The 19,992-nt window shown below is 39.0% G+C and carries 20 protein-coding genes and 1 other RNA gene; 11 read left to right on the top strand and 10 right to left on the bottom strand.

Annotated elements, in window-relative coordinates:
- The first annotated feature begins 293 nt into the window (after positions 1–293).
- Genes ABWO12_RS09640 through ABWO12_RS09630 form a run of 3 tightly spaced genes read left to right on the top strand, consistent with a single transcriptional unit; the run spans position 294 to position 3,817 of the window.
- Positions 294–779, top strand: a complete 486-nt coding sequence (locus ABWO12_RS09640) for a SixA phosphatase family protein (RefSeq protein ID WP_353088658.1) — start codon at positions 294–296, stop codon at positions 777–779.
- 2 nt (positions 780–781) lie between these two features.
- On the top strand, positions 782–2,896 hold the full coding sequence (ppk1, locus tag ABWO12_RS09635; protein ID WP_353088656.1) for a polyphosphate kinase 1: 2,115 nt from the start codon (positions 782–784) through the stop codon (positions 2,894–2,896).
- A gap of 15 nt (positions 2,897–2,911) precedes the next feature.
- Positions 2,912–3,817: a Ppx/GppA phosphatase family protein gene (locus ABWO12_RS09630; RefSeq protein ID WP_353088654.1), complete on the top strand. Its 906-nt coding sequence runs from the start codon at positions 2,912–2,914 to the stop codon at positions 3,815–3,817.
- Positions 3,818–3,823: 6 nt separating this feature from the next.
- Here the strand turns inward: ABWO12_RS09630 and ABWO12_RS09625 are convergent, their stop codons facing one another.
- The gene (locus ABWO12_RS09625; protein ID WP_353088653.1) at positions 3,824–4,318 is read right to left on the bottom strand and encodes a DUF8439 domain-containing protein; all 495 of its coding nucleotides are present in this window, start codon (positions 4,316–4,318) and stop codon (positions 3,824–3,826) included.
- Positions 4,319–4,506: 188 nt separating this feature from the next.
- A complete protein-coding gene (dnaX, locus tag ABWO12_RS09620; RefSeq protein ID WP_353088652.1) occupies positions 4,507–5,589 on the bottom strand; it encodes a DNA polymerase III subunit gamma/tau in 1,083 nt (360 codons plus the stop codon).
- Between the two features lie 182 nt (positions 5,590–5,771).
- Here dnaX and rnpB point away from each other — a divergent pair.
- An RNA gene (gene rnpB, locus ABWO12_RS09615) (RNase P RNA component class A) lies at positions 5,772–6,090 on the top strand.
- Here rnpB and ABWO12_RS09610 read toward each other — a convergent pair.
- Positions 6,089–6,649, bottom strand: coding sequence for an RsmD family RNA methyltransferase (locus ABWO12_RS09610; protein ID WP_353088650.1), 561 nt, complete (start codon positions 6,647–6,649; stop codon positions 6,089–6,091). The genes rnpB and ABWO12_RS09610 overlap by 2 nt on opposite strands.
- A complete protein-coding gene (locus ABWO12_RS09605) occupies positions 6,646–7,449 on the bottom strand; it encodes a DUF3822 family protein (RefSeq protein ID WP_353088648.1) in 804 nt (267 codons plus the stop codon). Before ABWO12_RS09605 ends, ABWO12_RS09610 begins: the two co-directional genes overlap by 4 nt.
- Before the next feature lie 98 nt (positions 7,450–7,547).
- Between ABWO12_RS09605 and ABWO12_RS09600 the strand changes: the two genes are divergently transcribed.
- Together ABWO12_RS09600 and ABWO12_RS09595 are read left to right on the top strand one after the other, a co-directional pair.
- On the top strand, positions 7,548–8,963 hold the full coding sequence (locus tag ABWO12_RS09600; protein WP_353088647.1) for an ATP-dependent DNA helicase: 1,416 nt from the start codon (positions 7,548–7,550) through the stop codon (positions 8,961–8,963).
- Positions 8,964–9,084: 121 nt separating this feature from the next.
- Positions 9,085–9,915, top strand: a complete 831-nt coding sequence (locus ABWO12_RS09595; RefSeq protein WP_353088646.1) for a universal stress protein — start codon at positions 9,085–9,087, stop codon at positions 9,913–9,915.
- A 61-nt stretch (positions 9,916–9,976) separates the two neighbouring features.
- Here ABWO12_RS09595 and dnaN read toward each other — a convergent pair whose 3' ends face one another.
- The 5 genes from dnaN to ABWO12_RS09570 all read right to left on the bottom strand — a co-directional run bounded on the left by dnaN (position 9,977) and on the right by ABWO12_RS09570 (position 14,724).
- Positions 9,977–11,095, bottom strand: coding sequence for a DNA polymerase III subunit beta (gene dnaN, locus ABWO12_RS09590; RefSeq protein ID WP_353088645.1), 1,119 nt, complete (start codon positions 11,093–11,095; stop codon positions 9,977–9,979).
- Between the two features lie 61 nt (positions 11,096–11,156).
- Entirely contained in the window at positions 11,157–12,833 is a 1,677-nt protein-coding gene (gldG, locus tag ABWO12_RS09585; protein ID WP_353088644.1) for a gliding motility-associated ABC transporter substrate-binding protein GldG, read from the bottom strand.
- Positions 12,833–13,558 carry a gliding motility-associated ABC transporter permease subunit GldF gene (gene gldF, locus ABWO12_RS09580; protein ID WP_353088642.1) on the bottom strand — a complete coding sequence of 242 codons (726 nt, stop codon included), beginning with the start codon at positions 13,556–13,558 and terminating at the stop codon, positions 12,833–12,835. The genes gldG and gldF overlap by 1 nt, the downstream gene beginning before the upstream one ends.
- A 42-nt stretch (positions 13,559–13,600) precedes the next feature.
- The gene (locus ABWO12_RS09575; protein WP_353088641.1) at positions 13,601–13,897 is read right to left on the bottom strand and encodes a putative quinol monooxygenase; all 297 of its coding nucleotides are present in this window, start codon (positions 13,895–13,897) and stop codon (positions 13,601–13,603) included.
- Positions 13,898–13,902: 5 nt separating this feature from the next.
- Positions 13,903–14,724: an SAM hydrolase/SAM-dependent halogenase family protein gene (locus ABWO12_RS09570; RefSeq protein WP_353088640.1), complete on the bottom strand. Its 822-nt coding sequence runs from the start codon at positions 14,722–14,724 to the stop codon at positions 13,903–13,905.
- A gap of 107 nt (positions 14,725–14,831) precedes the next feature.
- Here ABWO12_RS09570 and ABWO12_RS09565 point away from each other — a divergent pair, with 107 nt between their 5' ends.
- The 4 genes from ABWO12_RS09565 to ABWO12_RS09550 all read left to right on the top strand — a co-directional run bounded on the left by ABWO12_RS09565 (position 14,832) and on the right by ABWO12_RS09550 (position 17,869).
- Positions 14,832–15,782, top strand: a complete 951-nt coding sequence (locus ABWO12_RS09565) for a PhoH family protein (protein WP_073365402.1) — start codon at positions 14,832–14,834, stop codon at positions 15,780–15,782.
- On the top strand, positions 15,782–16,237 hold the full coding sequence (locus ABWO12_RS09560; RefSeq protein ID WP_353088638.1) for a hypothetical protein: 456 nt from the start codon (positions 15,782–15,784) through the stop codon (positions 16,235–16,237). The genes ABWO12_RS09565 and ABWO12_RS09560 overlap by 1 nt, the downstream gene beginning before the upstream one ends.
- Positions 16,238–16,293: 56 nt before the next feature.
- The gene (locus tag ABWO12_RS09555; protein WP_353088636.1) at positions 16,294–17,244 is read left to right on the top strand and encodes a phosphoribosylaminoimidazolesuccinocarboxamide synthase; all 951 of its coding nucleotides are present in this window, start codon (positions 16,294–16,296) and stop codon (positions 17,242–17,244) included.
- 181 nt (positions 17,245–17,425) lie between these two features.
- Positions 17,426–17,869, top strand: coding sequence for a hypothetical protein (locus ABWO12_RS09550; protein ID WP_353088635.1), 444 nt, complete (start codon positions 17,426–17,428; stop codon positions 17,867–17,869).
- Between the two features lie 51 nt (positions 17,870–17,920).
- On the opposite strand, the gene ABWO12_RS09545 is transcribed toward ABWO12_RS09550, so the two are convergent.
- Positions 17,921–19,009 carry a M42 family metallopeptidase gene (locus ABWO12_RS09545; RefSeq protein WP_353088633.1) on the bottom strand — a complete coding sequence of 363 codons (1,089 nt, stop codon included), beginning with the start codon at positions 19,007–19,009 and terminating at the stop codon, positions 17,921–17,923.
- Positions 19,010–19,086: 77 nt separating this feature from the next.
- Between ABWO12_RS09545 and ABWO12_RS09540 the strand changes: the two genes are divergently transcribed.
- Entirely contained in the window at positions 19,087–19,767 is a 681-nt protein-coding gene (locus ABWO12_RS09540; RefSeq protein ID WP_353088632.1) for a DUF4294 domain-containing protein, read from the top strand.
- Positions 19,768–19,992: the final 225 nt, after the last annotated feature.

The raw sequence follows: 19,992 nt of genomic DNA, 5'->3' as shown, positions 1-19,992 counted from the left end.
TTTCAATTTTATCTATGAACTGCGCTAAAACTCGTTAAACTTCCATTTTTTTATGTTTTTCAATGATTCATCTAAAAATATATGTTTTTCAACGACACATTTTCATCACTCAACGATATTAAACCGCATTTTGTGCTAAAAAAAGTTAAAAAAACATCGACAAAATGCATATTTTTAACAAAACGAAAGTACAGTGTTATATTTAGCCGACCAAATAAAACACCGATAAAGTGTAAAAAAAAATGGATAAAAAGCAAAAATGACTATATATAACATGTAAATTCTTACAAAATATGAAATTTAAACTTTCACTGATGCGACATGCTAAATCTTCATGGGAATTTCCTCTGGATGATCGGTTGCGCCCCTTAAATGAACGTGGAATTACTAATGCCAAAAAAATGCGAAAAGAGTTAACTCGTCAGAAATGTATACCACAAAAAATCTATACAAGTCCAGCAGTCAGGGCTCGGACTACAGCAAAAATAATCATGGAGAATCAAGATCTACCATTTCCAATTCTTGAAATCGTCGAGGAACTATATACGTTTGATGCAAAAAAATTAGAACGATTTGTTAAAAAAATGAATCCGGTATACACTAGCGTATTTCTTTTTGGTCATAACAACGCTATTACAGATTTTGTTAATAAATTTGGAGACCTGTTTATTCCCAATGTTCCCACGGCAGGTTGGGTAACTATCGAATTTGAAGCAGAAAATTGGGCTTCAATCACCAAGGGAAAAACAATACGATTTATAACTCCCAGCGCATTATAAAAATGACAAACTCACGTAAATTCAGCTATATTGACCGCGAAAAAAGTTGGCTCACCTTTAATGCTCGTGTCCTTCAAGAAGCTGCCGATCCCACGGTTCCTTTACTCGATAGACTTCGTTTTTTAGGTATTTTTTCTAATAATTTAGATGAATTTTTTAGGGTTCGTTATGCTGCTATTCGTCGTCTAAGCCTCTCTGGACAAACAGGTGAGAAAATTTTAGGTGGAATCTCTGCGCAACAACTAGTGAAAGAAATCATTGAAATTGTTATAAAGCAACAATCCGACAGTCTTCGTATTCTAAGTGCCATTGAAAAAGAGTTAGAAAAGGAAAATATTGTCATTGTCAACGAAAATCAACTCTGCCAAGAACATCAAAATTTTGTTCATGATTTTTTTATTCAAAATGTTAGTACAGAATTAGTTACGGTTATTTTAAATGATTTAGCTGAATTTCCTTTACTAAAAGATACCTTGGGCTACTTGGCTGTCAAATTGGTTATGCGAAGCGAAAATAAGTCAGGTCTATTTGGTAAAATGAAGCCGAAAGAAGTTCGTTACGCCCTCATTGAAATCCCCAAAAACATCAATCGTGTCGTTGTTTTACCTGCCATTGAAAACAAACAATACATTATGCTTTTGGACGATGTGATTCGCTATAATTTGAGTTCCATATTCAATATATTTGACTACGAAAGTATCTCAGCCCACATGATCAAAATCACCCGCGATGCCCAATTGGATATCGATAGTGACTTGAATAAGAGTATGTTACAGAAAATTGCCACTTCAGTCAAAGAGCGTCGCGTCGGTGAACCTGTACGTTTTGTCTACGACACCTCGATTGATAAAGATACCTTAAGTTTCTTCCTCAACCGAATGGGAATTGACAAGTCCGACAGTGTGATTCCCGGTGGACGTTACCACAACCGTCGTGACTACATGGATTTTCCCAATTTAGGACGATTTGATTTATTGTACCAAAAGAAGGTACCGCTCCCTGTTCCTGGCCTTTCGTTGGAGGGCAGTATGCTGCAAAAAATTGCGCAAAAAGATTATTTGGTGTATGCCCCTTTCCAATCGTTCTCTTACCTTATTAAGTTTTTAAGAGAAGCCGCCTTAGATCCGAAAGTTACTTCTATAAAAATTACGTTATACCGTCTGGCCAAAAATTCGCAAATCATTAGTTCTCTCATCAATGCGGCTAAAAATGGCAAACGGGTTGTCGTGCAAATTGAATTACAAGCCCGCTTTGATGAAGAAAGTAACATTTCGTATTCAGAAATGATGCAACAAGAAGGTATTGAGTTAATTTTTGGCATCAAAGGTTTGAAAGTACACAGTAAAATTTGTGTCGTAGAACGAATGGAAGAGCAAAAGTTAAAACGGTACGGATTTATTTCCACCGGTAATTTCAATGAATCTTCGGCCAAAGTGTATACCGACGTCACCTTATTTACCAGTCACCAACAAATCCTTAAAGATGTTACGAAAATATTTGAATTTTTTGATATCAACTACCGTTTACACCGCTACAAACACCTTATTGTTTCCCCGCATTATACAAGAAATCGCATCTATAAATTAATAGACCGCGAAATCCTCAATGCTACCCTCGGTAAAGTGGCTACGATTGATTTAAAAATGAATTCACTCTCTGATTTTGAGATGATTGATAAATTGTATGAAGCGAGTAATGCCGGGGTAAAAATTCGTTTGCAAATACGTGGAATTTGCACCTTAATTCCTGGAGTTCCTGGGATGAGCGAGAATATTCAAACCATAAGCATTGTCGATAATTTACTCGAACATGCCCGCGTTTTTATTTTTGGAAATGATGGAAACCCCGATATCTATATTTCCTCGGCCGATTTTATGACGCGAAATCTTGACGGTAGGGTAGAAGTGACCTGTCCCATTTATCAGGCCGATATTAAAAAAACACTTATCGATACGTTTGAAATTGGATGGAAAGGAAATGTAAAAGCGCGTTTTCATTCCGAAAAACTAGACAATCGCTACCGAACACGTGATGAACATTCCCCTGTATTTAGAGCACAATATGAAATGTATGCGTATTTTCAACGCCTCTATGATGAACAACCCTTACTCCCATAAAATAGCCCCAAACCTATGATTGCAATTCGTAAATATGCTGCGATTGATATTGGTTCCAATGCGATGCGCTTGTTAATCACTAATATTGTTGAGCAAGATGGAAAAGAGCCGCAGTTTAACAAGTCCTCTTTAATTCGGGTACCCATTCGTCTAGGGCAAGATTCATTTACTACCGGAATCATTTCTCAAGAAAATGCATTACGCATGGTCGATGCCATGGAAGCATTTCGATTGTTGATGAAAGTCTACAAAGTCGAACGGTACAAAGCCTGTGCCACTTCGGCCATGCGCGATTCGTTAAACGGACCCGATGTGGTGAAACTTGTTAAGGAAAAAGCAAATATTGATATTGAAATTATTGACGGGAAAACTGAGGCCATGATCATTGCTTCCTCTGATTTACACTCGTTTATTACAGCCGACAAAACCTACTTGTATGTCGATGTTGGGGGTGGAAGTACAGAGTTTTCCTTGTTTTCTGAGGGTAAAATGATTGCTTCCAAATCTTTCCGAAACGGAACCGTACGTTTACTCAACGATCGCGTTCCCGATCAAACGTGGAATGCTATTGAAGAATGGGTGCGAACCCAGTGTGAACCGTATGATGATATTATATTGGTGGGTTCTGGTGGCAACATCAACAAACTGTTTAAACTGTCGGGAAAATTACCCGATCAGCCTCTTTCTTATCTGTATCTAAATGCACAATATCAATATTTAAGTTCGTTAACTTATGAACAACGTGTGGCTGAATTAGCGCTCAATACAGACCGAGCCGACGTAATTATCCCAGCGACAAAGATTTATTTAAACGCCATGAAATGGAGTGGAGCAAGAAAAATCTATGTTCCCAAAATTGGGCTCTCCGATGGTATCGTAAAAGCAATTTATCTAGGAAAAATAGAATCTATTAAGTTTTAAAACACCTTATAAATCAAGGTCAAATTGTTTCCGCAACATTTCCAATGCGGGGTTGATTTCTTGTAGTCGATGGTATTTGTCTTGGGGCGTAAAGGCTATTTTACTTTTAACTTCTTCATTGACTTCGACTTCAAGTCCGATTTCATGATTGTGAAGTTTGGCGCGTAAAAATGCAACAAGCTCAGGTTTTTCTTTGTCAAAGTCCAATTTTGACCCCTGATTCGGTAACGTATGAATAATGGTCGTGCCTTCCAGTCGCGGATCATTGATGCGCAGTAATGCTTCCATGATTTTGTGCCCTTTGTCGTTTAATCGGTCGGCATATTTATACCATTGTTCCAACATTTCTGTAGCTGTAAAAGGTTCGGTAGGCAATGCTTTCTGTTCTTCACGAACTGTATTTTTTTGTTGCTCCAATAGTTCCTTTTTCGCTCGAATACTCGACAACGACAAAGCTGAAACTTTTCCTCCTTCGGTTTGACTTGGCAATAGTGTTTGCAAAGGTTTAGCAATAGATGGTTCGATACGGGCCTCCGTTTTGGGAAGATCCGTTGGAATCGATACCGGTGTCTCGGCAGCTTCGGGTTGAGGAACGCTAGTTCCAGTGGCTGGAGGGGATGTTGTTTTTTTATCCTGATTTTTTAGTTCAGTGATGGAGAAATTGCTGGTCCTGTAGTAGGTTGGCGGAATTATGAAGTCAACTTTTTTTTTTCTCCATCAAAGGAGATGGAGCACAATTGCATGAGTGTAAGTTCGACTAGTAAGCGCTGATTTTGAGACGTTTTATACTTCAAATCGCATTCGTTGGCCAAGGCAATGGCTTTAAGTAAGAAGTCACTTTCACATTTTTCAGCTTGCTCTTTATACAGCATTTGTGCGTGTTCTCCTGCTTCCAGCAAAGCCAGGGTCGCTGGATTTTTGCATACCATTAAATCTCTAAAATGCGATGCCAAACCAACAATAAAGTGATGGCCATCAAATCCTTTGGCCAAAACGTGATGAAAGGCTACTAAAATTTGAGGAATATCATGGGCTAAAATTAAATTAGTCATCGCAACATAAGTCTCAAAATCCAATACATTTAGATTTTCAGTTACCGCCTGACGGGTCAAATTAGTCCCACAATACGATACAACACGGTCAAATATAGATAGGGCATCCCGCATAGCACCATCCGCTTTTTGGGCTATAATATGTAAAGCATCATCTTCAAATTGCACCCCTTGATTTCGCGCCACTTCCGCCAAATGCTCTTTGGCATCTTTGACAGTGATTCTTTTGAAATCAAAAATTTGACAACGCGATAAGATGGTTGGAATGATTTTATGCTTCTCCGTAGTCGCCAAAATAAAAATAGCATGCTTCGGGGGTTCTTCCAAAGTTTTCAAAAAGGCATTGAACGCTGCCGTTGAAAGCATGTGAACCTCGTCGATAATATAAACTTTATATTGTCCGGTTTGGGGAGGAATGCGAACCTGATCAATCAAATTACGAATGTCATCTACAGAGTTATTTGACGCGGCATCCAATTCAAACACATTAAAGGCAAAATCTTCGTTGGGATCATCATACCCTGGTTGATTGATTTTTCGGGCAAGAATACGAGCACAAGTTGTTTTTCCTACTCCTCTAGGGCCTGTGAAAAGTAACGCCTGCGCCAAATGATTGGTTTCAATGGCATTCAATAAGGTATTGGTAATAGCCTGCTGCCCCACCACATCTTTAAACGTTTGCGGGCGGTATTTTCGTGCCGATACTACAAATTGTTCCATAAAACTCAATTGGATTACAAATATAGTTTTTTTACAAAATCAGTTCGCTTGCCCTATCCCTTTTTCATCAAAACTTATTCACAACCGTACCCTGTAAATGGAAGCCGTCCCCATCATTTTTTACGCCTATTTTTTAAAAATCAGAAAGCAGCTTTTTCCAAACAATTAAAGCTATCTTTGCGCCAGCAGACCGCCTTATCGCTATTCCGATTCGTTGGGAGAGAGGAAAGTCCGGACACCACAGAGTAGCATAGCGGGTAACACCCGTCGCTCGTTTTTTGAACGAGAAGGACCAGTGCAACAGAAAGGATGTACAGTTCGGCTGTAGTGAAATCAGGTAAACTCTATGCGGTGCAATGCCATGTATACCGGCAGTTAAGGGTTACTCGTCCGTTGCCGGGGGGTAGGCAGATGGATCGCGTTAGTAATAACGCGGCTAGATAAATGATAAGGGTTCCGATTTTCGGAATACAGAATCCGGCTTACAGGTCTGCTTTTTTTATGCTTCTTCTTTCTCGATATCAGGATATTCAAAAAAGGAAAAAACCGAGGCACCATAGTTTTTATCGTAGCTGTAAAAGTCCAAATCTTTCATAGGGGTATGCTTCGAATGTTCTACGACCAAAACGCCTTGTTCATCCAACAAATCCTGCGCAAAGATCAACGCTACCAAACGATGAAAATCTTTTTCTGCCATATCATACGGTGGGTCAGCAAAAATCACATCATAACTTCCCCGATGACGTTCCAAAAAGGTAAAAACATCACTTTTAATCGGTGTGATATTGAGGTTCAGTTCCTGTGCCGTATTCTTGATGTATTGAATGCAACTGTAGTTTGCATCCACACAAGTTAGGTCCTCACAACCGCGGGATCCAAATTCATAACTGATGTTTCCCGTGCCTGCAAATAAGTCCAATACCTTTAGATTCGCAAAATGAAAGTGGTTATTTAAAATATTAAACAATGATTCTTTACTCATATCCGTAGTAGGGCGAACGGGTAAATTTTTGGGCGCTACCAATCGACGTCCTTTGTATTTTCCAGATATAATTCTCATGCGTGAACAAGAATAAAATGGTGGCGGTTTTCATGTTCACTTCGCCCATTACTGATAGTGCGCAACGGCATGAGTTGCACATGACGAATATAGCTAAAGGCCATTTGATAAAACGCATCGTCTTCTTCAAATGTGCCCAACAGTTCCAATTGAAATTGCTCGGGATTAAGTTGCAACTGCTCGGCAGTAAATAAAATATAATAGATGAAATCCTCTGGCGTTTGATAGTCGAACGCATTGAAAAAAACTAACTTCCGTTGCGCAATCACCACAATTTCAAAATGTGAAGAGGCACGGTGAACATACATCACAGGTTCGACCGAATGTTTGCTGTACTCCAATAATTTTTGAACCAAGATGGAATGTGCATGGCAGTAATCAAAAGAACCGTATTGGTCGATGAAAAAATTATTCATGTTCACATACGGGATATACACATTGGTCATTTCATGTGACGCCAAGGTATCATAGGCAAAAAAGTCGGTTTCAAAAACTCGGGTATTGAATTGCAAATAACTTCCTTTGAACTCCCCATCAAAAAAAGGAGTAGGCACAAAAGTATTGAGTGTATTGGTATGAACAATTTGTATGGCATCATACCGCAGACGCAATTCGGGATGATCGTGAAAAACCACGTTGAACCAATCTTCAATAGGTGTATTACGTTGATAAGGATGATAAGGGAGCGGTTGTAAAACCTCAATTTGTTCTGTAATGGTATTCACAACTGCAAACGACAAGCCGTTCAGAGAAACCTGAATGGCTAAGCGTTTATATGTTTTGTCAAGTATACTCTCCATGAACTAATCGGGTGGAGGCAAACTTACGAAATATTGTTAATATAAGGAGGACTTCCGAGGGTTCAAATTTGAAGGCAGAATACTATCTTTGTTGTCTTATGCATAAATTTTACCAACGATTACAGCAGGCTTTTCCTTTTCAACCCACGTTGAAGCAAGACGTTTTTTTTCAAAAAATAGCAAAGTTTGTGACCGAACCCAACGACGATTCAATTTTTGTGTTAAAAGGCTATGCAGGTACGGGAAAAACCACCGTGATTGCCGCTTTGGTGCAAATTTTACCCGAAATACAATACAAATCGGTTTTGTTGGCTCCAACCGGTCGTGCTGCCAAAGTCATTTCCAATTATGCGCAAAAGCCGGCTTTTACCATTCATAAAAAGATTTATTTTCCTAAGAAAAAAGCAGGTAGCGTCACTTTTACCATGCAACAAAACAAGCATAAGAATACGCTTTTTCTTGTCGATGAGGCTTCCATGATTTCCGATTATGAAGGCGGTTCAGGAATGTATCAACATGGTTCTTTATTAGACGATTTGATCTTTTATGTCTATAACAATCAAAATTGCAAATTGATACTTTTGGGCGATACGGCTCAGCTACCTCCTGTTCATCGAACTGATTCACCCGCTTTGAATGTGGATTCATTATCCTTAAACTACCAAAAAAAGGTCGATACTATTGAGTTGGACGAGGTAATGCGTCAAGAGGAAAAGTCGGGGATATTATGGAATGCAACCCAGTTACGCGAATTATTGCACGACGCTTTTTTTGAAGGATTTCAGTTTCAATTGCGCGGATTCAAAGATATTATACGCTTGGTTGATGGGTATGATATTCAAGATGCCATCAATAATGCCTACAGTCAATTTTCTATTGAAGATACTGCTTTTATCGTTCGTTCCAATAAACGCGCCAATCAATACAATCAGCAAATTCGCGCGCGCATATTGTTTAAGGAAAGTGAACTTTCGGTAGGGGATTATTTGATGGTTGTGAAAAATAATTATTTCTGGTTAAAAGAAACCGATGAAGCAGGTTTTATTGCCAACGGTGATACCATTGAGGTGCTTGAAATATATGGTTTCAAAGCGCTATATGGGTTTCAATTTGCGCGGGTAAAAATCAGAATGGTTGATTATCCTGATCAACCCCCTTTTGAAACGATACTCATTTTAGATACCTTAACAAGCGAAGCTCCGTCGTTGACCCAAGAGCAATCCCAACGCTTGTATGAAGAGGTCTTATTGGACTATGCCGACGAACCCTCCAAGTACAAACGTTTGGAACATGTACGCCAAAATGAATATTTCAATGGGCTACAAGTAAAATTTGCCTATGCGATTACAGGACATAAATCACAAGGAGGCCAATGGAATACCGTTTTTGTGGAACAGCCTTATTTACCTGACGGACTTCAAATGGAGGATGTTCGATGGTTGTATACCGCTTTAACCCGCGCCAAAGAACGATTGTATCTCATTGGTTTTCAAGATCAGTTTTTTGAAATGTAGTTCGGACTTTCCCTTTAGAATGATTTCTATTTTAATTTTAGGTTATCTTACCGGTAGTATGATGATTATCATGTTTTCGTGCCAAAAGGGGCCGTAACTTTACAGTGCAAAAACTGAAATTATGAAAAAAATTGTCTTCCCTACCGACTTTTCTAAAGTGGCCACGAATGCATTTAGTTATGCACTTGAATTGGCAAAACAGTATCATGCAGAGATTATTCTTTTGCATACCTATGAATTACCCATTGTCGACCATCAATTTGCCCCTCAAAATTACAAGACTATTTTTGATTCCTTGGAGTTAATCAATTTTGATCGATTTAAGGAAGAAGCGGCCAAATTGAAGGAAATTGTGGCAAAGCATAAAGCCGAAAAGGTACGTTTGAGTCATGCCTTACGCGATGGTGATTTGGTTTTTAATCTAAAAGAATTGATTCGAGAGGAGCAAGCGGACTTTGTGGTCATGGGGACCGCGGGGGCTTCTGGATGGAGTGAATATTTTTTGGGGACAAATACCACAGAAGCGATTTCTAATTTGAATGTTCCCCTATTGAGTGTGCCCAAAGAAGCTACTTTCACCGGTATTGAGACGATTGCATTTACCACACGATTTCGAGAAAAAGATAAAAAAGCATTACAAGAAGTCATTCACTTAGCCAAAGGATTACAAGCCAAAGTAAAATGTTTGTATGTGGAAACACGTGATACCGACAATACGCCAGCCACCTATGAAGATTGGAAAAGCCATTTTAAGTTGGAACCCGTTCAATTTCATATTATCCCCAATGATGATGTTGAAGCAACAATTGCTGATTTCATCAGTGGAAATGACGTCGATGTATTGGCGATGATGACCTATAAAAAAGGATTTTTTGCCCAATTGTTTGCGCAATCCTTTACTGAGAAAATGGCCAATCATTTGAGTATTCCAGTTTTGGCGCTACATGAATAAAAAAAAGCCGCTTGTAAAAAAGCCGCTTCTTTCATTATAAAAGGTTGGGTTAGTGTTTGATCTAATTGTTCAACATCACAGGCATAACCAACATGGTTACGGTTTCGCCTTCATCCAAACCATCAACTGGGGTCAGGATTCCAGCGCGGTTAGGCATAGACATTTCCAATTGTATTTCATCCGATTGTAGGTTGGAAAGCATTTCTAATAAAAAGCGAGAGTTGAATCCAATTTGCATATCATCTCCCTGATAATCACAGGTTAAACGCTCTTCGGCTTTATTGCTGTAATCAATATCTTCGGCTGAAATGTTTAATTCGGCACCAGCAATTTTCAAACGAATTTGGTGGGTCGTTTTGTTGGAAAAAATAGCCACACGACGAACTGAGTTAAAGAATTGCGTGCGATCAATAATCAACTTATTGGGGTTTTCCTTTGGAATCACCGCTTCATAGTTGGGATATTTACCGTCAATCAAACGACAAGTTAAAATATAATTTTCAAAAGAAAACATAGCGTTAGAATCGTTGTATTCAATCTTCACTTCGGCATCGGAGGTCCCTAAAATATTTTTTAAAATATTCAACGGTTTTTTGGGCATAATAAAATCAGCCACTTGTGAAGCGCTAACATCAGTTCGAGCATATTTTACCAATTTGTGTGCATCGGTAGCCACAAAAATTAATCCTTCAGGAGCAAATTGGAAAAATACCCCTGACATCACTGGGCGTAAGTCGTCATTTCCAGCGGCAAAAATAGTTTTGCTAATCGCGGTAGCCAAAACTTCGGCAGGCACAAGGGTTGAAGAAGGATCTTCCAACTGTACAGATTTTGGAAATTCCTCTCCTGGCGCATAGGCTAAGGCGTATTTACCCGAATTTGAACTGATTTCAATGGTGTTATTTTCCTCCACTGTAAAGGTTAGCGGTTGCTCAGGAAACGTTTTTAAGATATCCAACAACAACTTGGACGGTACTGCAACACTTCCCGTATTGGTAGATTCAATTTCAAGAGTTGACGACATCGTAGTTTCTAGATCGGAGGCCGAAACGGTGAGCGTATTTTGATCCAATTCAAACAGGAAATTATCTAAAATCGGCAAAGTGTTGCTGCTGTTGATAACACTTCCTAAAACTTGAAGCTGTTTTAATAAATACGAACTCGATACAATGAATTTCATTTTTTTATTTTTTACAAATATATCCTAAAGCGGATGATTAAAAAAAGTTTTTTTATTAACATTAGCGGGCATAACGTCGCCTGCGAAGTAAGGTAAAAAACAGTCCGAAAATACCTAAAATTACTAAAGGGGACACTACGGTAACGATTTGCGTGAAGGTGTAATTCTCTTTTACTTTTTCAGTGTCCAATAGGGCTAACTTCACCTCTTTATTGCGAATGTTGATAAGTCCCGAGTCATCCAATAAATAATTGACGCAATTCAGTAAAAACTCTTTATTCGCATACATTTTTTCAGTCCATTTGTCATACCCTAATTCCAGCGGTTGGTAGTTTTTATCGTATTGATTTCGAATAACATCACCGTCGGCAATGACAATCATTTTCCCCGGTTTACCTACGGCTTTGAAGTTGGGATCTTTAAAAGCTGGAATACGGTTTTCATAAACCGAATGCATCTGACCCTCAAGCAAGACCGCCAAAGGAATCAACCCGCCACCCTTCGGAAAGGAAGCCGGTTCAGGACGTTCGGCCACCATGTTTAAAGCTACGGGAATGGGCGTGCCCACGGCTTTAGAATAGGGTGAAGAATGCAAAAGAACCGTTTTTTGAATAGCATTCTGCAGGAGTTCAATTGGGTTGCAGAAATCAAATTTAATCACATCCAAATTGGTCACTATCGGATTCTTGGCATCGGCATATACTGCGGGAGCATACAGCCAAGGATACTGATTGTATTGTGTGGCATTGCCTTGTTGCCCTGTGGCTAAGGTGATAGGACAGGCCATTACATCTTTAACAAGGTCGCGTTTTATGCGTATCCCGTATTTAAAGAACAAATCATCCAGATTCAAGTCCCTCGGAAAAGCCAATCCTTCGCCCGTGGTCATCAAACTATCCATTTCAATATTGACCTGATCCAACAACCATAATGATTTTCCACCATGAACCATAAATTGATCGAGCACCTGTTTTTCGGCATCAGAAAAAGCCTCAGTGGGTTTGGCAATGAGTGCTAAATCGTATTTTTTTAAATCGAGATTGGTTTTGGCAGGATTGGTAGCCACAGAATCTAGGGTGAAAGGTCCGATAAAATAATTTTCCTTTACTGTTCGTAGAAAATCACCAATCAACAATTCATGCAATTCGCCATTTCCTTTGATAACCGCAATTTTTTTCTGTCTTTTCTCAATTACCGTATTAAATCCATTGGCAAATGCATATTCTAAATGTTGCACCGAACTTTCTACTTTTTGAGCAGTCGAGGCACCCATCATGTTTTTGAGGAGTGGGACTTTGGTAATGCGATCGCCGTAACGAACCTCGGCCCAAGGGAATACCATCTCTTCGGTTTGTTTTCCTTTGTGATTTATGGTAATATTGATGGGCGTTAATCCGCGGTCATATAGTTTTTGAAGGGTGGCTTCAGACGTGTTTTCATCATCCAAAGGGTTGATAAATTGAAAGATGACATTGCTGTTTTTGGCTTTGAATTCTTCCAGTAATTGTTGGGTTTCACTTTGCAGTTTTTTGAATTCACCTGGAAAACTTCCTTCCAGATAAACATCGATGTAAAGAGGTTCTTTTGCTTTATCCACAATAGTCATCGAAGTATCCGATAGCGTGTACCGATGGTCAGCGGTAAGGTCAAACCGTTTGAAGAACAAATTACCCAAAACATTGATTACGATTAACAATCCGAGCGTGATGGCGATTTGTTTTGCCTGTTTTTGCTTCATTATGATTTAAGACCTTTTAATTGGTAAACAGTTAACGATAAGAAAAAGAAAGCAACGGAGGTAAAATATAGAATATCACGGGTATCCAAAACCCCTTTGCCCATACTTTTAAAATGGTAATCCATACCTATTCTAGAAACGTAGTCTCCTCCCGATCCAAAGAATACGGCAACGCCTTCGAATCCATAATAAAAAATGAAGCATAGAAATACAGCGAGTATAAAAGCTACAATTTGATTTTCAGATAAGGTAGAGGTGAAAATCCCAATAGAAGCATAGCCCGAAATTAAAAACAACAATCCAAAATAGGCTCCAACGGTACTCCCAAAATCAAAGGGATTGTCTTTCATCCCCAAATCATTTAACACAAAGACATAAAGTAACGTAGGTACAATGGCTAGGGCAATGAGAACAACCGCGCCCAAAAATTTGCCCCCTACAATTTGCCAAAGACTTAAGGGCTTGGTGAGGAGTAATTCAATCGTACCTTGTTTTTTTTCATCCGAGAAACTTCGCATGGTCACTGCAGGAATTAAAAACAACAAAATCCATGGGGCCAAAGTGAAAAAGGGTGTCATATCGGCAAAACCACTGTTGAGAATGTTGAATTCCCCTTCAAAAATCCAAAGAAATAAACCGTTTAAAAGCAAAAAAATAGCGATAACCAAGTACCCTACTGGAGCGCCGAAAAAAGATTTTATTTCTCTAAATAGTATTGATTTCATAGTGTAAGCTTAACCTTTATAGGTAAACGCAGTCTTTTAAATTTATTGCAAACTTACTAATTTATTCACACTCCAAGCTTGGGGTTTGTCGTTGAATAGTTTTTTGGTAAACGTCCAAATCTCATCAAATAAGGCCGATTGTCGGTACTGATTTAAAGCGGTTTCATCATCCCAATAACTGTAAGTAAAGAATATCCCGGGATTTTGAGCATCTTGGTACAATTCCAACAAGCGATTGCCAGGGCTGTTTCGAATGTGAGATTTCATTTGCTCAAACTGGGTCAAAAAAGTAGGAATATGCTCCTCATGAAAGGAGAGTTTTACAATACGAACTAACATACTAGTTATGATTTAAATTCAATCCAAATGGCATCTCGATAGCGTAATCCCAACAAACTAGCCGCATTCCCGGTGTGTAAGGTGCTTTTGTAGATACCAATTTCTAAATAACCCGACTCATTAAAAATGGCCATCGTTTTTCCAGCATGGTCGATTTTTGAGTCCAAGGCTTCAATGGCATGATAATGAGGGAATATAGTTTTTAGTTTTTCACGTTTTACGGTGATTTCATACGAACGTCCCCGAGCTGATTCCATAAACAACGATTGTTCAATGTTGGTCACCGCATTGCCAAAATGATCAATGTACATTACATAACCTTTCAGTTGGCGCTGTTCCTGGTCAATAACGGGTTGCAATTCGGTTACTTCATGGAGTGTTGAAATGGTTTTTCCAATCACACTGAGTGCCCCTCCTTTGGCTAAATGTATAGCAACAGTGGCAAAAACCTCCATGTCTGTAGCTTTCTCGTGCAAACGATCGTGAATCGTGATTTCAACCAGTGTTTCGGGGACTTTTTTACGGAAAATCATGCCCAAAACACCATTGTCAGCCGCAATAAAATAGTGCCCTTCCCACAAGGCTGCTATATGCCCTTTGGAAGGTGTTCTTCCTGCATCAACGCCAATAATATGAACGGTTCCTTTCGGAAAATGACGGTAACCCGCACCCACGAGATAACTGGCCTGTGCCAAGTCAAAAGCATCAACTTCATGTGATAAATCCACAAGCTGCACCGCTGGATATTGTGTGTACAATTGCCCTTTTAATGCGCCCACAAAATAATCTTTGTGTCCAAAATCGGTAGTAAGGGTAATTATTGACATAAAATTGTTTATAACTAAATTGGGAACAAACCGCGGTCTTTCTTAAATTTGAGATGCATGCAAAGCTAAGTAATTCTCAGTAATTTTTAACCCTAAAACCACGGCATTTGAACGAACGTATCATCGAACTGCACGACATCGCTCCGAAAGAATTTTGGGGCGCTCAAGATGCTCATTTAGAGACCATCAAAAAATATTATCCCAAGCTGAAAATCGTAGCACGGGGAACCACTTTAAAAGCCTTTGGTGAAAAAGAGGAGCTGGACGAATTTGAAACCCGTTTTAACCGATTGATGTTGCATTTTACACGTTACAATAATATAGATACCAATGTTATCGATCGGGTGATACAAAGTAATACTTTTGAGGAACAACGCATGCCCGACCACGACAAAATTTTGGTTCATGGGTTGGGGGGCAAGTTAATCAAAGCCATTACACCCAACCAACAAAAATTGGTGGAATCCGTACTGAAAAATGATATGGTTTTTGCCGTGGGGCCCGCAGGTACGGGTAAAACCTACACCGGGGTGGCTTTGGCTGTAAAAGCGTTAAAAGAAAAACAAGTAAAGCGTATCATTCTCACCCGTCCCGCCGTTGAAGCAGGAGAAAACCTGGGATTTTTACCAGGTGATATGAAAGAAAAACTTGATCCCTACATGCAACCCCTGTATGATGCTTTGCGCGACATGATTCCCCCGCAAACCTTAGAGGATTATCTTCTGAAAGGAATCATTCAAATTGCACCTTTGGCTTTCATGCGGGGGCGCACGCTAGATAATGCCTTTGTTATCTTGGATGAAGCACAAAATACGACGCATTCTCAGATGAAGATGTTTTTAACGCGTATGGGAAAAAACGCCAAGTTCATCATCACAGGCGACCCAGGACAGGTCGATTTACCGCGTCGCACGATTTCAGGATTGAAAGAAGCGCTCTTGATTTTGAAAGATGTAGAAGGCGTCGGCATATTGTACTTGGATGATAAAGATATTGTTCGTCATCGTTTGGTAAAAAAAATTATCGATGCCTACAAACGAATCGAAAACCAAGATTAATGAAAGAATATTTTAAATATGAAAAAGGCTACCTCTTAATTAATGAGGAAGCCTTTTTTTTAACATCATCGGGCAATTGGTCGGAAGCTCTGAGTTTGTCTGAAAAGTCAATTAGTTCCCGTAAAGTAAATAATCGTCGAGCAGATAGAATGTATTATTTTGTGGGCCTGCTAATGGTCGCTTGCTTTTATGCATTTTATTCAAAAAAAATACTTGCTGGATTTGGCGGAATGGCATTGTTATTTTTTGTTTGGAATTATTTGAAAAATGAAACAACAGCTCGGTATAAAATTCCGCTGCAAAAAATAATCCAGTTGAATGTATCAGAACCAGGGAAAATACAATTTCGATTTTACAACGAGATGGGGCAAGAGGACACCGAGTATATTCAAGGAGTTGAACACAAAGGTGTCGCTTTTCTCATAGAGAATTTTAATAAATTCATAGAGTCATAATTGATTTTTTCTTTTTTAAAAGTACTTTTGCACCGCACAACAACATAACTACAATAATGCAAACGCTCACAACTACACAATTCCAATTTCCGGAACAAAAATCAGTATATCGCGGAAAAGTTCGCGAAGTGTACAATATTAATGATGAGATATTGGTGATGATTGCCACCGACCGGCTCTCTGCATTTGATGTCGTTTTACCTAAAGGAATACCGTATAAAGGTCAGATTTTAAATCAAATCGCAACCCGTTTTATGGAGTTAACCTCCAACATTGTGCCCAATTGGTTGTTGGCGACACCCGATCCCAATGTTGCGGTAGGACATCTTTGTTCGCCTTTTAAGGTGGAAATGGTAATACGCGGGTATCTTTCAGGACATGCAGCTCGAGAGTATGCGGCAGGAAAACGCACTTTGTGTGGAGTACATTTGCCAGATGGAATGAAAGAAAATGATCGTTTTCCAGAACCCATCATTACGCCAACCACCAAAGCTGATTTTGGCGTGCATGACGAAGACATTTCAAGAGAAGCAATTTTAGCGAATGGTATTGTTTCAGAGGAAGATTATTTGATACTTGAAAAATACACGCGATCACTGTTTCAACGCGGAACCGAAATTGCGGCTTCCCGTGGTTTGATTTTGGTGGATACCAAATATGAATTTGGAAAAACTAAATCGGGTGAAATCGTACTTATCGATGAGATCCATACCCCAGATTCGTCACGTTATTTTTATGCCGAAGGGTATGAAGAACGACAAGAAAAAGGCGAAGCTCAAAAACAACTATCCAAAGAATTTGTACGTCAATGGTTAATTGCCCATAATTTTCAAGGAAAAGAGGGGCAAACCATCCCAGAAATGTCTGAAGAATATGTTAATTCTGTTTCTGAGCGTTATATCGAATTGTATGAAACGATTATGGGAGAAAAGTTTGTCAAAGCCGATTTGGAAAGCCTTGAGAAGCGAATTTCAGATAATGTGAATGCCTATTTGCAACAACGCTAGTGTTAATGGAATATTAAAATTACAAGGTCGCTTCAAAAAAGCGGCCTTTTTTTGTAACAACAGTTTCGAAGTGTCGTCTAGTAGTTTATAACCGAGCAGTTAATTTCGTCAACATTGACCAAGCTACTAGGTTATGCAAGGTATTTTTAATCATCATCAATCACAACAAATAACTAGTATCATGAAAACAACAAAAATGTATTTAGGATTAGCCGTTTTACTCGTTAGTAATTTTGCCTTAGCGCACGGCGATTTAGAACAATTTCAAATGGAAGTTGAAGATTCAAATGTAACGGCTTATCTAGCGAAAGAAAAAATAAGTAAGCCTGAAACAGCTTCTGAAATGGATGCGCAAAATATTCAATATGTGCTGGCTCCTGTAGCAGGAAATTATCAAAAATCGGCTGAAGAGGAAATCGAAGACGGTTACAAAATTACCGAAACCGCGCCACAAACCTATCAATGGTTAACGATAGAGCCTACCTTGGAGGACATGGTTCGATTCAATGAATCAGTGATTGAAAGCAATCAATGGCAACAAAAAGAGGACTATTCCTTACCGATCGTACAATCCATGGTTCCCATTTCTCAACCGGCGGGGGTAGTAGGGAAAGAGATTTTATAATCCCTAGTGATTACAAAAAAGAAGGGCTATCGTTTGGACAGCCCTTTTTTTTTATTTAAAATAGGAAAAATTGTGTTGATCTTCGATGCGCAAAAGTGTTTCATAAATAAGCTGAATGACATTTTCAACATCCTCTCGATGCACCATTTCAACGGTAGTGTGCATGTAACGCAACGGAAGTGAAATTAAGGCTGAAGCCACACCACCATTGCTGTAGGCAAAAGCATCGGTATCGGTCCCTGTTACTCGCGAAGTGGCATGACGTTGGAAAGGAATCTTACACGTTGTTGCCGTATCAGTAATCAAATCTCTTAACTTGTTTTGAACAGCTGGAGCGTAAGCTACTACAGGACCTTTGCCAATTTGCAAATCCCCTTCAATTTTCTTTTCGATCATCGGCGTGGATGTGTCATGGCAAACATCAGTTACTATGGCTACATTAGGTTTCAACGTTTGGGTAATCATTTCGGCGCCTCGTAAACCGATTTCCTCCTGTACCGAATTGACGATGTAAAGACCGAAAGGTAATTTTTTCTTATTTTCTTTCAACAATCGCGCCACTTCGGCTATCATAAAACCACCCATCCGATTATCCAAGGCACGGCATACAAACTTATCGCCATTTAAAACCATAAACTCATCGGGGTAGGTGATGACACAGCCTACATGGATGTCCAAATTTTCTACTTCTTCTTTGGTGGCACAACCTACGTCAATGAAAATGTTGTGCAATGAAGCCGACTCTTCTTTCCCACGATTTCGAGTGTGAATGGCAGGCCAACCAAAAACTCCTTTAACAATTCCTTTTTTGGTGTGAATATTAACGCGTTTGGAAGGGGCAATTTGATGATCAGAACCTCCATTGCGTATTACATATATTAAACCATTATCTGTAATATAATTTACGTACCAAGAAATTTCATCGGAATGCCCTTCAATAACCACCCGATAGCTTGCCTCAGGATTAATTACCCCAACAGCTGTTCCGTAGGTGTCGGTGATAAAAGTATCCACATAAGGTTTTAAGTATTCCATCCATAAACGTTGCCCATCCGATTCATATCCCGTCGGCGAGGCATTGTTCAAATAGTTTTCCAAAAAATGAAGTGAAGCTTTGTTGAGTAAGGATTTTTTGCCCATAGAAATGTTTTTTGGGCTAAAATAAATATTTGGCACTACAGTTGTATATGGTTTTGCATAATTTTGTATACGAATTTATGAGAGTTATAGCTGCAATCTTTTTGTTCTTATTTTCTTGTCATCTTCAAGCACAAGAGGATAAGCCTGTTGTTCCATCGACATCGACTCAAACGGTAGAAATCGATACGGTAACCATTGATACCATTTTATTGGATGAGGTATTGATTTCAAAAAATGCGATGACTGAAGAAGATAAAAAAGCATTTTTATTACTTCAAAATCGGGTGTATAAGGTATATCCTTACGCAAAATTAACGGCAGAAAAGTTAATGGCGATCCGAAAGACAGCCGGAAGTTTGAAAACGGCACGTGAAAAAAGACGCTACATGAAAATTGTTGAAGCCTATTTGGAAGAAGAATTTAAACCGCGTTTAAAAAAATTATCCCGTAAGCAGGGGCAGATATTGATCAAATTGATTCACCGACAAACGGGTATTTCGACTTTTGAGTTGATTAAAGAGTATAAAAGTGGCTGGAAAGCCTTTTGGTCAAATACAACCGCTCATTTATTTGATTTAAATCTTAAAGCGACCTATCGTCCTTTGGAATACAACGAGGATTATTGGATAGAAACTATTTTATACCGCGCTTTTGTTGAAGGGAGGTTGGTGGAACAAAAAGCAGCAAATCCTATTGATTTTGACGAATTAAATGCCCATTGGGAAAAATTAGCGCAAAATTTAAAAGCTAAAAAGTAACATCCTAGTTCGTAAAATACACAATTTTAACACACTACAGTTTTAATTGTTTCCTTTTACACAATTGTTAATAACTCCTCTCTGTTTTTTTTGGATGTAGTGTGAATTGGTTTCTATATTTGCACTCCCAAAACGGAAGTTAAGGGTTTTCGAGGTGGTAAAAGATTTCGGAAAAAAGTTGCAAAAGTATTTGTCAGATTAAAAAAGAGTTTTACTTTTGCACCC

The sequence above is a fragment of the Flavobacterium sp. genome (genome assembly GCF_040379285.1).
In the GTDB taxonomy this organism is placed as follows: Bacteria; Bacteroidota; Bacteroidia; order Flavobacteriales; family Flavobacteriaceae; genus Flavobacterium.
This window is presented reverse-complemented; position numbering and strand designations above follow the sequence as displayed.

Excerpts from the sequence above, each read along its gene's own strand:
- ABWO12_RS09550 (WP_353088635.1), top strand. The coding sequence starts at position 17,426 with ATGAAAACAACAAAAATGTATTTAGGATTAGCCGTTTTACTCGTTAGT.
- gldG (WP_353088644.1), bottom strand. The coding sequence starts at position 12,833 with ATGAAGCAAAAACAGGCAAAACAAATCGCCATCACGCTCGGATTGTTA.
- ABWO12_RS09630 (WP_353088654.1), top strand. The coding sequence starts at position 2,912 with ATGATTGCAATTCGTAAATATGCTGCGATTGATATTGGTTCCAATGCG.
- ABWO12_RS09600 (WP_353088647.1), top strand. The coding sequence starts at position 7,548 with ATGCATAAATTTTACCAACGATTACAGCAGGCTTTTCCTTTTCAACCC.
- ABWO12_RS09610 (WP_353088650.1), bottom strand. The coding sequence starts at position 6,649 with ATGAGAATTATATCTGGAAAATACAAAGGACGTCGATTGGTAGCGCCC.
- ABWO12_RS09555 (WP_353088636.1), top strand. The coding sequence starts at position 16,294 with ATGCAAACGCTCACAACTACACAATTCCAATTTCCGGAACAAAAATCA.
- ABWO12_RS09595 (WP_353088646.1), top strand. The coding sequence starts at position 9,085 with ATGAAAAAAATTGTCTTCCCTACCGACTTTTCTAAAGTGGCCACGAAT.
- ABWO12_RS09540 (WP_353088632.1), top strand. The coding sequence starts at position 19,087 with ATGAGAGTTATAGCTGCAATCTTTTTGTTCTTATTTTCTTGTCATCTT.
- ppk1 (WP_353088656.1), top strand. The coding sequence starts at position 782 with ATGACAAACTCACGTAAATTCAGCTATATTGACCGCGAAAAAAGTTGG.
- dnaN (WP_353088645.1), bottom strand. The coding sequence starts at position 11,095 with ATGAAATTCATTGTATCGAGTTCGTATTTATTAAAACAGCTTCAAGTT.
- ABWO12_RS09575 (WP_353088641.1), bottom strand. The coding sequence starts at position 13,897 with ATGTTAGTTCGTATTGTAAAACTCTCCTTTCATGAGGAGCATATTCCT.
- ABWO12_RS09570 (WP_353088640.1), bottom strand. The coding sequence starts at position 14,724 with ATGTCAATAATTACCCTTACTACCGATTTTGGACACAAAGATTATTTT.
- ABWO12_RS09545 (WP_353088633.1), bottom strand. The coding sequence starts at position 19,009 with ATGGGCAAAAAATCCTTACTCAACAAAGCTTCACTTCATTTTTTGGAA.
- ABWO12_RS09560 (WP_353088638.1), top strand. The coding sequence starts at position 15,782 with ATGAAAGAATATTTTAAATATGAAAAAGGCTACCTCTTAATTAATGAG.
- gldF (WP_353088642.1), bottom strand. The coding sequence starts at position 13,558 with ATGAAATCAATACTATTTAGAGAAATAAAATCTTTTTTCGGCGCTCCA.
- ABWO12_RS09640 (WP_353088658.1), top strand. The coding sequence starts at position 294 with ATGAAATTTAAACTTTCACTGATGCGACATGCTAAATCTTCATGGGAA.
- dnaX (WP_353088652.1), bottom strand. The coding sequence starts at position 5,589 with ATGGAACAATTTGTAGTATCGGCACGAAAATACCGCCCGCAAACGTTT.
- ABWO12_RS09605 (WP_353088648.1), bottom strand. The coding sequence starts at position 7,449 with ATGGAGAGTATACTTGACAAAACATATAAACGCTTAGCCATTCAGGTT.